Annotated in this window: 10 protein-coding genes; 3 read left to right on the top strand and 7 right to left on the bottom strand. The window is 65.9% G+C overall.

The annotated features are described in order from the left end of the window. The first annotated feature begins 19 nt into the window (after positions 1-19). The gene (locus tag I8N54_RS12615) at positions 20-859 is read left to right on the top strand and encodes an NAD-dependent epimerase/dehydratase family protein (RefSeq protein WP_232790393.1); all 840 of its coding nucleotides are present in this window, start codon (positions 20-22) and stop codon (positions 857-859) included. A gap of 3 nt (positions 860-862) precedes the next feature. On the opposite strand, the gene I8N54_RS12610 is transcribed toward I8N54_RS12615, so the two are convergent. Continuing rightward, positions 863-3268 (bottom strand): ligase-associated DNA damage response DEXH box helicase, encoded by a 2406-nt coding sequence (locus I8N54_RS12610; RefSeq protein ID WP_140197198.1) that lies wholly within the window; start codon positions 3266-3268, stop codon positions 863-865. A gap of 49 nt (positions 3269-3317) precedes the next feature. Further along, the gene (locus I8N54_RS12605) at positions 3318-3920 is read right to left on the bottom strand and encodes a MarR family winged helix-turn-helix transcriptional regulator (protein WP_231592746.1); all 603 of its coding nucleotides are present in this window, start codon (positions 3918-3920) and stop codon (positions 3318-3320) included. Positions 3921-4051: 131 nt separating this feature from the next. Here I8N54_RS12605 and I8N54_RS12600 point away from each other — a divergent pair, with 131 nt between their 5' ends. Next, complete coding sequence (locus tag I8N54_RS12600; protein WP_140197197.1) at positions 4052-5593, top strand: MDR family MFS transporter; 1542 nt, start codon at positions 4052-4054, stop codon at positions 5591-5593. A gap of 57 nt (positions 5594-5650) precedes the next feature. On the opposite strand, the gene I8N54_RS12595 is transcribed toward I8N54_RS12600, so the two are convergent. Further along, the gene (locus tag I8N54_RS12595; RefSeq protein ID WP_140197196.1) at positions 5651-6964 is read right to left on the bottom strand and encodes an ATPase; all 1314 of its coding nucleotides are present in this window, start codon (positions 6962-6964) and stop codon (positions 5651-5653) included. A gap of 149 nt (positions 6965-7113) precedes the next feature. On the opposite strand from I8N54_RS12595, the gene I8N54_RS12590 reads away from it, so the two are divergent. After that, positions 7114-8766, top strand: a complete 1653-nt coding sequence (locus I8N54_RS12590; protein WP_140197195.1) for a DUF2029 domain-containing protein — start codon at positions 7114-7116, stop codon at positions 8764-8766. Here I8N54_RS12590 and I8N54_RS12585 read toward each other — a convergent pair. From I8N54_RS12585 to I8N54_RS20215, 4 genes are all read right to left on the bottom strand, one after another. Beyond that, entirely contained in the window at positions 8739-9227 is a 489-nt protein-coding gene (locus I8N54_RS12585) for a prepilin peptidase (protein WP_231592745.1), read from the bottom strand. The two genes, I8N54_RS12590 and I8N54_RS12585, sit on opposite strands and share 28 nt — an antisense overlap. A gap of 4 nt (positions 9228-9231) precedes the next feature. Then, positions 9232-10092 (bottom strand): tetratricopeptide repeat protein, encoded by an 861-nt coding sequence (locus tag I8N54_RS12580; RefSeq protein WP_140197194.1) that lies wholly within the window; start codon positions 10090-10092, stop codon positions 9232-9234. 62 nt (positions 10093-10154) lie between these two features. Further along, positions 10155-10712: a tetratricopeptide repeat protein gene (locus I8N54_RS12575; RefSeq protein WP_140197193.1), complete on the bottom strand. Its 558-nt coding sequence runs from the start codon at positions 10710-10712 to the stop codon at positions 10155-10157. Positions 10713-10860: 148 nt separating this feature from the next. Next, entirely contained in the window at positions 10861-11847 is a 987-nt protein-coding gene (locus I8N54_RS20215; RefSeq protein ID WP_231592764.1) for a type II secretion system F family protein, read from the bottom strand. Positions 11848-12520 lie beyond the last annotated feature (673 nt).

Here is a 12520-nt window from a genome sequence, read left to right as displayed (position 1 = left end):
GCAATGAATGGGATCTGCCTTGTTCGGAAAACTCGTCCTCACCGGTGCCCGTGGCAACCTCGGCAATGAACTGCGTGCGCCTCTGTCAAAGATGGCACGCGAGCTTGTCACGACCGACATTCTCGAAGCGCCGGCGGAGTTGCTGCCGAACGAGACGTACGTTCAGGCCGACCTCGGCGACTACGACGCGGTCGAGCCGCTGCTCGAGGGGGCGGAGATGGTGATCCACTTCGGTGCGATCGTCGACGAACGCCCGTTCGAGGACTTGCACCTGCCGAACTACGTCGGCGCCTACAACATCTGGCAGGCGGCCTGGAGGCACGGTGCACGCCGGGTGGTCTATGCCTCGTCGATCCACGCCGTCGGCATGGCGGAGAACGCGCGCGGCATCGACACGGACGAACCCCACCGGCCGGACACGTTCTATGGTCTCGCCAAGTGCTTTGCCGAGGATATGGGCCGCATGTACTGGGAAAAGCGCGGTCTCGAGGCGGTCTGCCTGCGCATCCTCAGCTGCACGCCGGAACCGCAGAACGTTCGCGCTCTCGGCTCCTGGCTCAGCTATCGGGACATGGTGCAGCTCGTAACTCGCGCGATCGAGACGCCGACGGTCGGCTTCACCGTCGCCTACGGCGTTTCGAACAACGATCGCGCGCCGGTGAGCAATCACAAGGTCGGCTTCCTCGGCTACAAGCCGCAGGACAATGCCGAGGACTGGGCGGAGGCGCTGTTCGCCAAGGCCGTCGCGCCCGACCCGCAGGATGTGGCGCAGACGCGCGTCGGCGGTCCTTTCGCAGCGGTGCCACTCGGCGAGAGCGGGATCGAGGCGATCAAGCGGATGACCGAAGGCAAGAAGTAGGGATCAGAGGACGAGCCCGGCAGTCTCCATCAGCCGGGCGGCCTCTTCCTCCATCAGCCGCTCCGCTCCGGAGGCGGACACCGGCACCTTGCCGACCTCGAGGAACATCGGCGCGGCCAAGGGCGTGATCCGGTCGAGCCGGACATGGTCGATCCGCCCGGCGGTGCGGGTCAGCATCTCTTCGATCCGGCCGAAATCGACGAGACCGCGCAGCGCCTCTTCCTGGGTGATCCGCAGCAGCAGGTGCTCGGGATCGTAGCGGACCAGCGTGTCGTAGAGGATATCGGACGAAAACGTCGCCTGCCGCCCGGACTTGCGTCCGGAGGCTGGGATATTGCGCTCGATCAGCCCCGCGATGGTCGCGACGGCGCGAAAGGTGCGCTTCATGACCGCATTGCCCGACAGCCAATGATCGAAGTCCTCGCGCAGCGCGTCGGGGCCGAACAGCGGAGTCGGGTCCTCGACCGGATCAAGCCCCCAGATCAGCGTCGCGTAGTCGCTTGCGACGAACCCGAGCGGATGTAGCCCGAGGACCTCCATCCGCTGGGTCAGGAGCAGGCCGAGGGTCTGCTGCGCGTTGCGCCCCGCGAAACCGTAGGCGCAGAGGTGATGTCGGCCCTCGTCGGGAAAGGTCTCCACCAGGATACGGTCGGCCTCGGGCAGCTTGCTGACGTCGCGCTGCAGCGCGAGCCATTCGGCCGTGTGCTCGGGAAGTTCGGGCCACGAGGGCTGTTCGAACATCCGCAGGATCCGCTGTGACAGCTGAGTCGAGGTCGCGAATTTGGTGCCCATGAAGGTCGCGATCTTCGGCTTCTTGTCGGGCCGGCGCGACACTTCGATCGTCATCTCGCGCAGCCGGTCGTAGCGCACGACCTCACCGCCGATCAGGAACGTGTCGCCGGGCGTCAGGGTCGCGGCGAAATCCTCTTCCACTTCGCCGAGCGGCGCGCCACCGCGCCCGCGCCACCGGACCTTCACGCGGTCGGTGTCCTGGATCGTTCCGATATTCATGCGGATCCGGGTCGCGGCGCGGGGGTCGCGCAGGTGCCATGTCTCATCGGTCTGTTTCAGCCGCTGCCAGCGGTCGTAGGCGCGCAGCGCGTAGCCACCGGTTGCACAAAATTCGAGGCAATCATCGAAGGCGGCGCGCGACAAACCGGCGTAAGCCCCGACGCTCTTAACCTCGCGGTAAAGGTCCTCCGGTAGGAACGGTCCTGCACAGGCCCTTATCAGGATGTGCTGGCACAGAACGTCACGGGGGCCGGGGCCCTTCGGGTCGCCATCAAGGTCGCGTTCCTTCGCGGCCTCCAAGGCGGCGATACATTCGACGATCTCGAAACGGTTCGCAGGGACGAGGATCGCTTTCGAGGGAGCGTTGTAGCGGTGGTTCGCCCGGCCGATCCTCTGGATCAGTCGCTTCACGTTCTTGGGGGCGCCGATCTGAATGATGAGGTCGACATCGCCCCAGTCGATCCCGAGGTCGAGCGTGCCGGTGCAGACCACGGCGCGCAGCTGGCCCGTGACCATCGCGGCCTCGACCTTGAGCCGCTGCTCGCGCGCGAGGGAGCCGTGGTGGATCGCAATCGGCAGCGCCTCTTCGTTGGCGAGCCATAGGTTGTGAAAGAAGATCTCCGCCTGGGCGCGGGTGTTGTGGAAGATCAGCGTCGTGCGGTGGCGCTTCACCTCCTCTAGAACGGCGGGGATGGAATATCTGGCGCCTCCGCCGGCCCAGGGCGGGCGCTCCTCGGTGACGAGCATCCGGATGTCGGGGTCGGGTCCGGGATCGGCGTGCAGGATCGGGCAGGGATCGGGGTGCCGCGCAAGTTCCGAGGCGAGGGCCGCCGGATCCTCGACCGTCGCCGACAGGCCGACACGGCGCAGGCCGGGGGCCATCGCTTCCAGCCGGGAGAGCGCGAGCATCAGCTGATCGCCGCGCTTGCTTTCCGACAGCGCGTGAATCTCATCGACGATCACGCGCTGGAGGCCTGAGAACATGCGGTGGCTGTCCTCATAGGAGGTCAGCAGCGCGAGGCTTTCGGGCGTGGTCAGCAGGATGTGCGGCGGATCGGCCCGCTGACGCCGCCGTGCGGAGGAAGAGGTGTCGCCAGTCCGGTCCTCGATCCGGATCGGCAGGCCCATCTCGGTCACCGGCGTGGTGAGGTTGCGCCGGATATCGGCGGCAAGCGCCTTGAGCGGAGAGATATAAAGCGTATGCAGCCCCTCGTGCCCGCCGTCTGCCAGTTCGACCAGCGTCGGCAGGAACCCTGCGAGCGTCTTGCCGCCGCCCGTCGGCGCGATCAACATCAGCGCGGGTTCGTCCGCGCGGTCCAGCATCTCTGCCTGATGGGGGTGAATCGACCATCCCCGGGACGCGAACCAGTCTTCGAAGGCGGTGGGCAGGGCGGACATGGTTCCTTAAATGTTCCGCACCGGGCAGGCGGTCAAGCCCGCGCGTCGATCAGCCCGCCTTGTCGGATTTCTCCGGCAGGTCCTCGCGCAGGCGGGCAATCTCCTTGGCAAGGGGGCTCGTATCCTCGAGCGTCTCCGACCACGTGCTGAACCGCTCCAGCAGGGGGATGAATGTGGCGATCTCTTCGGCGGTCCAGCCCTTGAGGTAGTTGCCCAGCACGAGGAACTTGTACTGCCGAACGGCGGAGACGATCCGGTCCCCTTCTGTCGTGACCTCGAGGATGGTGCGCCGCGCGTCGAACTGGCTGACAGCGCGCCGGACGAGGCCCAGGCGGATCAGCTCGGTCGTGAGGCGGCTGGCGCGGGACGGGTCGATCGCAAGGCGGGCAGCCACGGTCGACACCATGATCTCGTCATCCGGCTCCCCGCCGAATTCATTGGCGGGCGCCCAGATGGCCGTCAGCGCGTCGAGCTGCGCGAGGTCGAGCGCGAGGTCGAGGTCGGCGATCGCGCGATGGCCGAGTTCGCGCTTCATGATCCGGCGGCGCCAGCGCTGCAGGATCGCGTCGAGTTCAAGGGCGGACTCTCCGACATCCTCGTTGATGCCGCCGTCCGCCAGCTTTTCGACCATGTCCGCGTCTCTCGTTGCCAAATGCTGCTCCCGCGAATTTACATGCTGTTGACATATATATGCCTCGGACACATATGTGCCGAGCAAAGCAGATTTTTCAAGTGGCCGACATGCGGCAACGCAGCGTCGGCCCTTTTTCGGGAGTTTCCCACATGAGTGTAGCGGAACAGACGGGTCCCGCAGAGGAGTATCTCGAAGAACACGAGCCCGCGCGGGTCAGGATCGTCCTGATCGCCGTCGCGACGACCCTGCTCTTCGCGTCGCTCGGCCAGACCATCGTCACCACGGCCATGCCGATCATGGTCGCCGATCTTGGTGGTCTCGACCATATCACATGGGTCATCACGGCCTACCTTCTCGCCTCGACCATCGGGGCGCCGATCGCGGGCAAACTCGGTGATCTCTATGGACGCAAGATCGTCATCCAGGTGGGGATCGGCGTCTTCATGGTCGGCGCCGTCATCGGTGGGCTGGCGCAGAACATGGGCATGCTGGTCGCGGGCCGGGCCGTGCAGGGCTTCGGCGGTGGCGGGCTGATCGTCGTCTCGATGGCCGTCGTCGCGGACGTGCTGCCCGCGCGGGAGCGCGGCAAGGCCCAGGGGCTGATGGGCGCGATGTTCGGGATTTCGACCGTGATCGGGCCGCTGATCGGGGGCTTCCTCGTCCAGGCGCTGTCGTGGCACTGGATCTTCTTCGTGAACCTGCCGGTCGGTGTGCTGGCGCTCATCGTGCTCGGCGTGGCGCTGGACAACCCGACCAAGGGCATTCGGCATCCGATCGACTACGCCGGCGCGGTGCTGCTCTCGGTCATCCTCGCCTCGGCGGTGCTGGTGTCGAACATGGGCGGCACGGTCTACGGTTGGGGCAGTCCGCAGATTCTGGCGCTGATCGCGCTCGGCCTCGGCGCCGTGGCCGGCTTCGTGATCGCAGAGCGGCGGGCGGCTGAGCCGATCCTTCCGCCGAAGCTCTTTACCATCAACACGTTCCTCGTGGTGAACGGGGTGGGCTTCATGGTCGGCATGGCGATGTTCGGCACGATCACCTTCCTGCCGCTGTTCCTGCAGGTGGTGAAGGGGCTGTCGCCGGCGACCTCGGGCATGTTCCTGACGCCGATGATGGCGGGCCTGCTCGGCGCGTCGATGGGGGCTGGCCTGATCATGTCGCGGACCGGCCGCTACAAGCTGCTGCCGATCCTGTCGACGGCGCTGCTGACCGTGTCGATGCTCGGCATGTCGACGCTCGCGGCGGACACGCCTCTGTGGCTGATCGCGACGATGATGGTCGGCGTGGGCCTCGGCCTCGGGCCGGTGTTCTCCATCGGTGTGGCGGCGATCCAGAACGCGGTGCCGGTCACGATGCTCGGCGTCGGGACGGCGAGTGCCAACATGTTCCGCCTGATCGGCGGCTCGATCGGCACGGCGGCCTTCGGCGCCATCTTCAGCGCCGGTCTGGCGCGCAATCTCGGCGGTTTGCTGCCGGATGGAGCGGGTCTCCGCTCCATGAGCGCGGAGACGGTTGCCGCGCTCGATCCGGAAGCACAGGTTCAGGTGATGGACGGTATCAGCAACGCGATGCACCCGATCTTCCTGATCGCGGCGACGGTCGGGGCGATCGCTTTCCTGCTGTCGTTCCTTCTGAAGGAACTGCCGCTCTCGAACTCCCTGCCGGGTCGTCCCGTGACGGCCCGAGGCTGACTGACCGGCGGGCCGCATCGCGGTTCCGCCGGTTTTTTCTCCACCATTGATGCGGTGTCAGTGAACGATCGACTCGTCGCGGACGAACATGTTCGCCCAGGCCCGGTCGATCAATTCGGGCGTCATCTGGTAGGGGATACCCTCGAACTCGCAGATCGCGATCATCTGGTCGATCAGGAAGACCGGCTGGTAGTTCGCGTAATTGTTGTTGATCGTCGGGTACTTGTTGTTGAGCAGGTGGAGCAGGGCCTTCTCGTCCAGCGGCATCTTCTTCTTCCGGGCGATCAGCGCGAAGATCTTCAGGAAGTCTTCCTGGTTCGGGCCGTCGATCTTGATCTTGAAGAAGATCCGGCGAAGCGCCGCCTTGTCGAAGATCTCGTTCGGGTGGAAGTTGGTGGAGAAGATCACCAGCGTGTCGAACGGCACTTCGAACTTCTCGCCCGACTGCAGGGCGAGGATGTCCTTGCTCTCTTCCAGCGGTACGATCCAGCGGTTGACGAGCGCCTGCGGCGGTTCTGCCTGCCGGCCGAGGTCGTCGACGATGAACACGCCGCCGGTCGATTTCAGCTGCAGCGGCGCCTGGTAGGTACGGGCGGTCGAGTTGTAGACGAGATCGAGCATCGAGAGTGACAGCTCGCCCCCGGTGATGACGGTCGGTCGTTCGCAGCGGACGTAGCGGGTGTCATAGCGTCCGGTGGTGCGCCGCAGCGAGTTCGGATCGTCGAACTCCTCCTCCACGGAGGAGTGGACGATCGGGTCGTAGACGGTGATGACCTGCCCGGAATATTCGATCGCGCGAGGGACGTAGATCTTGTCGCCGAGCGCATCGCGGATGCCGTTGGAGATCGAGGATTTACCGTTGCCGGGCGGTCCGTACATCAGGATCGACCGGCCGGAGCCGACTGCGGGGCCAAGCTGGTCGAGCAGTTTCGGCGGCAGGATCAGGTGGCCCATCGCCCCCGTCAGCTGTTCGCGGGTGATCTGGATGTTGCGGATCGACTGGCGCTGGACCTGCTCACGGTAGACCTCGAGAGGGACGGGCATCGCGCCGAAATATTCCGACTGCGACAGTGCATCGAGCGCGCGTGCCTTGCCGGAGTCGGTAAGTTGATATTCCATCTCGTTGTTGACGGCAGTCGCCTTGAGCGTGCCCATCGCCTCGATCAGGCCCTGGGCGCGGCCCATGTCGATCAGTTCCTGTGTGACGTTCGGCGGAAGGCAGACGGACTTAGCAAGTTCCGACACGAGCGAAACGTTCTTGCGGAACATCGTCTTCAGAAGGATGTCCCGCATGATGACGACCGGGATCTGCATCGCCGCGATCGTGCGCGGCGGCGGTGGCGCGAGAACTGCGTTCGTCTGCACGTTCATGCTATCGTTGCCCCCAACTCTTCAAGGCCCTGTGGCCTTTGCGCCGCGCCTTCATACGAAGGACGGGCGTGCGCAGTGGCCCTTTTGCTGACCTCGTTTTGGCCGAGTATTGTGGCCAAAAAATGGACAAAGATATAAGAGAGGCGGGCATGTTTCATCCCAAGGCGGGCCGGCTGGCCGGCCTCACCTTTATTTTCGTCGCCCTGCTGGGTGGAATTTCGATCGCCAAGGGTGGCTATTACTTCGGCAAGCACGAAGGCGACACGCTCCATTTCATCGACATCGTGATGCGCATGGCGGCGGGCGAGCGGGCGCACCTCGACTTCATGACGCCGATCGGCGTGCTGGCCTTCGCGCCAGTTGCCGCGCTGGTGTCCGCCGGGATGGGGATCGGCAAGGCCATCCTCTGGTCGCAGCTCTTCGTCGCGGTCCTGCTCGCGCCTGCGGCCTGGTGGATCGCCGCGCGGCGGTTGACCGGCGGTGTCGCGATCCTGTTCGTGCTGTTCGTGTCCGTCCTGACGCTGGCGCTGGTGCATGGTGAGGCGGAGCCGGCGCTTTCGATCTCGATGCATTACAACCGGTGGTCCTGGGCGATGACCTTTGTCCTCGTCATCGCGGCGCTGGTGCCGCCGAAGGCGGGCAGGGGTGCAGCCGCCGACGGGATCATCATCGGCCTGCTGGTCGCGGCGCTGGTGATGATCAAGGTCACCTATGTTGTCGCCTTCGTCGTGCCTGTGGTGCTCGGGCTGGTGCGGACCGGGCAGCAACGCACGCTGCTGGTCGCGCTCGTCGCGGGGGCGTTTGCCGCGCTGATCGCGACTCTCTGGCTCGGCCTCGGGCACTGGGCGGCCTATATCGGCGATCTGCGCGAGGTCTCCGCTTCCACCGTGCGTCCGCAGCCGGGGCTTCCGTTCTCCGGCGTGCTCACCGCGCCGCTTTATGTCGGGGCGTCGTTGACCGCGCTCGCGGCGGTGATCGTGCTGCGTCAGGCCGGGCAGGACATCGCCGGGCTGCTCGTGCTGCTGCTGGTGCCGGGCTTCTTCTACGTGACCTACCAGAACTTCGGCAACGATCCGCAGTGGCTGCTGCTGCTCGGCGTGCTGATGCTGGCCTTCGTGTCGACCATGCCGGAGGAGGGCGAGAACAGTTTCGGTCTTCAGCACCGCGCGGCGGCCGCGGGACTCGCCGCCATCGCGCTGACCTTCGCCGCGCCGTCTTTCTTCAACCTCGCCTATTCCCCCTTCCGGCACTTCTTCGTCGAGGCGGAGGACTATGCGCCCGTCATCCCCGGCGCACCAGAGAGCGCCGACCTGTTCGCCGCCGCCGTGCGGGCCGAGGACCCGGCGGTCCGGGTGCCCCTGATCGCGCCCGGCCTCGGCCTGACGGAGGAAGCTCCTCTCGGCGACGAGGACGAACCCGGCCCGAACACGCCGGTCACGTTCATGGGCGAGGAGTTCGCGGCCTGCACACTCGACGGCGGCATGATCGCGATGTTCGATGCGGTGGCAGCGGACCTCGACGCGGCCGGCTATGGCGGACGCACGCTGTTCGCGGCCGACCTGCTGTCGACCTACTGGCTTTATGGTGACCTCGAACCGCTTCCGGGCGCGGCGCCATGGTATTACGGAGCGCTGTCGGGCTACGAGGCGGCGGACCTGCTGTTCGTGCCGACCTGTCCGATCGTGGGCCGCGTGCGGCGAGAGATCCTCGAGGCGATCGAGGCGCAGGGCACCGAAGAGCTGACCGAGGTGCGGCGCACCGAGGCCTACGTGCTCTACGAGAGGGCCGAGATCACGAGGTAGGCGGCCAGCGTCGCACCGAAGGGAAAGCCCATCGGGAAGCGGTTGCCGGACGTCCAGCTCTCCCACTCCGGCGCAAGTTGGCGGAGGCGGCTGTGCTTGGCGAGCCGGTGCACCGCGAAGGCGGCGAGCATGATGCCCGCCAGCAGGATCATGATCGAGCTGAGGTCGGCGATCGCAACGTAGGGCGCGGCGACGGCGAGGAACTTCGCGTCACCGCCTCCGAACAGTCCGCCGACATAAAGCGCCAGCACGGCGGCCAGCACCACGATCAGGTGCAGCCAGCGCCACAGGTAGAGATCGAGCGGAAACAGGATCGCGCCGCCGAGGATGAAGATCAGCAGCAGCGCCAGCACGGCCTTGTTGGTGATCTTCATCCACCGCAGGTCAGTCCACGCGATGTAGAGGCAGACCGGCAGGACGAAGGGCAGGAACCACGCCGCGGCGTGCGCTTGCGCGCTCACCGGACTAGTTCTGAACGTTGTCTTCGAGCGCGCGGAGCGAGCGGACAGCGGCCTCGAAGTGCTGCGGGTGCGTGTCGATCGCCTCGCGGAGCAGGCTGCGGCCGGTGGCCACGTCGTTCTGCTTGATCGCGGCCAGCGCGAGCGTGTGCAGCAGTTGCGCGCGCTCGGTCTGCGACATCGGGATCACCGGCAGCTCGTAGTTGCGCTGCGCGCCACGGGCGAGGGCGAGGTTGTTCTTCGCGGTGAACATCGTCTGGTCGTGGGTGATCGCGTCGCCGAATAGGCGCTCGGCTCCGGAATAGTCACCACGGCTCAGCTTGGAATAACCCCAGTTGTTCAGAACCGCCGCGGGCGTGGTGGTGAGCCCGACCGCCGTCTCGTAGAAGCTGTCGGCCTTGTCCCATTCCTCGTTGCTGTCGGCGACCATCGCCTCGAGCCGGTAGCGGCGGTAGGTCTCGTGCGTCGGCGGGATGCCGTCGAGCACTGTCTCGGCGCGGTCCCAGTCGTTGGAACGGATCAGCGCATCAGCGAGGTTCACCCGGTCGTCGTCGGTGGCGGCGGAGGAGGCGACAACGCGCTCCCACGCGGGGACTGCTTCGGTCGAGCGACCCGCGCGGGTCAGGGACGAGGCGAGTCCGCGTTGCAGGTCGACCCGTTCGGGCTGTTCCTGAAGCGTCCGGTTGAAGTAGGCGACCGCCTCGTTGGGATCGGCGGCCTGCAACATCACGTCGTTGAGGTTGCTTTCGTCGATCACGTTCAGATCGTTGAGCGCGCGGTTCACTTCGGCCTCGCCGTCCGGTTTCGAACAGGCGGACAGGCCGATTGTACCTGCGATCAGCAGGGTCAAGACGTGGGGGTGCCGCATGGGTGCCTGCATCCTCGTACTGCTCTTCGCCTCAGGGCCGATCCGGTCTTTTCGCCGGTGCTCTAGTCGCTGCGGAGGATGAAATCGCCTTCGCCGCGCTCGATCAGCCTGAAGTCGCTGTTGTCATTGGGCTCAGTGTAGCTTGCGTTTTCCAGTTTTGCGAGTGCCAAACGCAGGTTGTCGCGAATCATGTCGGATTGCCCGTCGTCCGTTGCATAGGCGCGACGAAAGACCTCAGCCGCTTCGCCGGTTTCGCCCAACTCCATCAGCACGACGCCGAGGTTGTTCCAGGCTTCGGGGAAGTCGGCTTCGAGCTCCACCGCCTCGCGGAACTGCCGTTCTGCCTGGTGCAGCCGCCCGAGCCGGAGGTTCGCTGAGCCGAGCGCGGAGAGCGTGTCGGCGTTCAGTCCCTGTTCGGCGGCGGCGCGGGTGAAGGCCTCGAGCGCGAGTTCGTTCTCGCCGGCGGCCATCAGGCGGTGACCGACCACAAGCTGATCCGCCGTTTCGCCGTCGCGTGCGATCCCTGGCGCGTCGAGCGTGTCGGGCACGCGCTGTCCGCCGCCGATCAGCGCGCAGGCCGACACGGCTGAAGCCAGTACTATCGACAGGATTGCCCGCATTCTCCCCCGATCCCCGTTTCGCCGGGACGTTGCGCGGGACTCTGGCCGCTGCTGCCCGGTCGCGCAAGACCGAAGGGGGGCCTCAAACGATTGCGCCCCGCCCGGATCATTCCGGACGGGGCGCAAGCCGATACCAGAGCGAGGGGTATCAGAACCCGCCGACACCGCCGCCGAGGACGAGCGTGTCGTAGATATCGAAGACTGAAGGGCCGATCAGGATGATGAGCAGCGGCGGGACCGTCAGCATCATCGTCGCCAGCGTCATCTTGGTCGGCAGGGTGTTGGCCTTTTCCTCGGCCTTCATCACCCGCTTGTCGCGCATCTCGCCGGCGTAGACCCGAAGGGCGTCGGCGATCGAGGTGCCGAACTGCTGGGACTGGATCAGCACGGTGACGAAGCTTGTCACATCCTGCACGCCGCAGCGTTCGGCCATGTCCTTGAGCACGTTGACGCGGTCCTTGCCGGCCTTCATTTCCCAGGCGACCATCTCGAACTCCCAAGCCAGAGCGGGGAAGCCGGACTTCAGCTCACGCGCGACGCGGATGATCGACTGGTCGAGCGACTGACCGGCCTCGACGCAGACCAGCATCATGTCGAGCGAGTCCGGGAAGCCGTTCTCGATCTCCTTCTGGCGCTCCTGCTGGCGCTTGTTCACCCAGTATTTCGGGGCCATGTAGCCCGCGGCGCCGGGGATGATGATCGACAGGATGATCGACTTGGTCGTCGGCTCGCCGGTCTGGCTCTGGTAGATGGCGTAGGCCACGCCGAGCAGCAGCAGGGCGCTGCCGAGTGCGAACTGGGCGAAGTGGTACATCCGCACCGAGTTCTTCGACCGGTAGCCCGCCTGAAGCAGCTTCAGCTGGGTCGCGGTGTATTCGGCCTTGTCCTGCGGTTCGAGGAAGTTGGAGTACTTCTCCAGCTTGTCCTTGCCGCGCTTCTGGCGAAGCTTCTCGCCCTTCATCATGTTGCGCGCTTCGTCGTCGCGAATACGGCGAAGCTTGTCGATCGGATCCTCGCGCTTCTTCAGGAAGAACGGGATAGCGAGCAGCATGAGCAGCACGCCGAGGCCACCGACCACGATGTAGGGGCCGAGCGGTCCGAGCTGCTCGAGCAGCCAGTTCTTGAAGATCTGGATCGGATCGGGACCGGTATCCTCTTCGATCGGGGCAGCGGCGTCCTCACCGGCGGGCTCGTCGATCTCCTCCACCGGGGTGAAGGCGACGTTGAGCACCATGTCGCACTCGGCTTCGATCTGCGGCGTCTGCGTGCCGCGGCAGGCGTTGCTCGCCGCCGCGTTCAGGATGCCGACCGCGGTGTTCAGCGACTCGGGCGAGACCATGCCCTTGCCCCTCATCTCGAGCGCGAGGTTCATCGTCTGCGCCATACAGCCGATCTGGCCGCTGCCGGCGGCGGTGCGGGCCATCGAGGTCGCGGCAGTGTCGGTCACCGACGCACGGGTGGCGGCGTCGATGTTGCCGGCGCCGAACTCACGCACGGTGCGGGTGATCGTCTCGCTGTTGGCGCGCAACTCCTCGTTCACGCCGCAGGTGCTGAAGTCGGAGCTGCCGACCGCGAAGGTGACATTGGCTTCGCCGCCGCCCGTGCCGTCGAGACCGGTGACCTCCATCGTGTCGAACTCTGCGGAGGACATGCCTTGCGCGGCGAGGACCTGCGACACCGCAGCGAGAGACGCCGCGTCCGGTTGCTCGCCGTTCTGAACGGCGCCGAGGATCTGGGCGATTACGGCGGGGTCGACATCGGCAGCCGCGGCCGCTTCGGGTGAGCCGGGCGCCATGCCGAGGATCGCG

Source organism: Pelagovum pacificum, from assembly GCF_016134045.1.
Classification (GTDB): domain Bacteria; phylum Pseudomonadota; class Alphaproteobacteria; order Rhodobacterales; family Rhodobacteraceae; genus Oceanicola; species Oceanicola pacificus_A.
The sequence above is the reverse complement of the archived record's forward strand: the minus strand, read 5'-3'. Positions and strand labels throughout refer to the sequence as shown.

Excerpts from the sequence above, each read along its gene's own strand:
- I8N54_RS12610 (WP_140197198.1), bottom strand. The coding sequence starts at position 3,268 with ATGTCCGCCCTGCCCACCGCCTTCGAAGACTGGTTCGCGTCCCGGGGA.
- I8N54_RS12600 (WP_140197197.1), top strand. The coding sequence starts at position 4,052 with ATGAGTGTAGCGGAACAGACGGGTCCCGCAGAGGAGTATCTCGAAGAA.
- I8N54_RS12595 (WP_140197196.1), bottom strand. The coding sequence starts at position 6,964 with ATGAACGTGCAGACGAACGCAGTTCTCGCGCCACCGCCGCCGCGCACG.
- I8N54_RS12590 (WP_140197195.1), top strand. The coding sequence starts at position 7,114 with ATGTTTCATCCCAAGGCGGGCCGGCTGGCCGGCCTCACCTTTATTTTC.
- I8N54_RS12580 (WP_140197194.1), bottom strand. The coding sequence starts at position 10,092 with ATGCGGCACCCCCACGTCTTGACCCTGCTGATCGCAGGTACAATCGGC.
- I8N54_RS12575 (WP_140197193.1), bottom strand. The coding sequence starts at position 10,712 with ATGCGGGCAATCCTGTCGATAGTACTGGCTTCAGCCGTGTCGGCCTGC.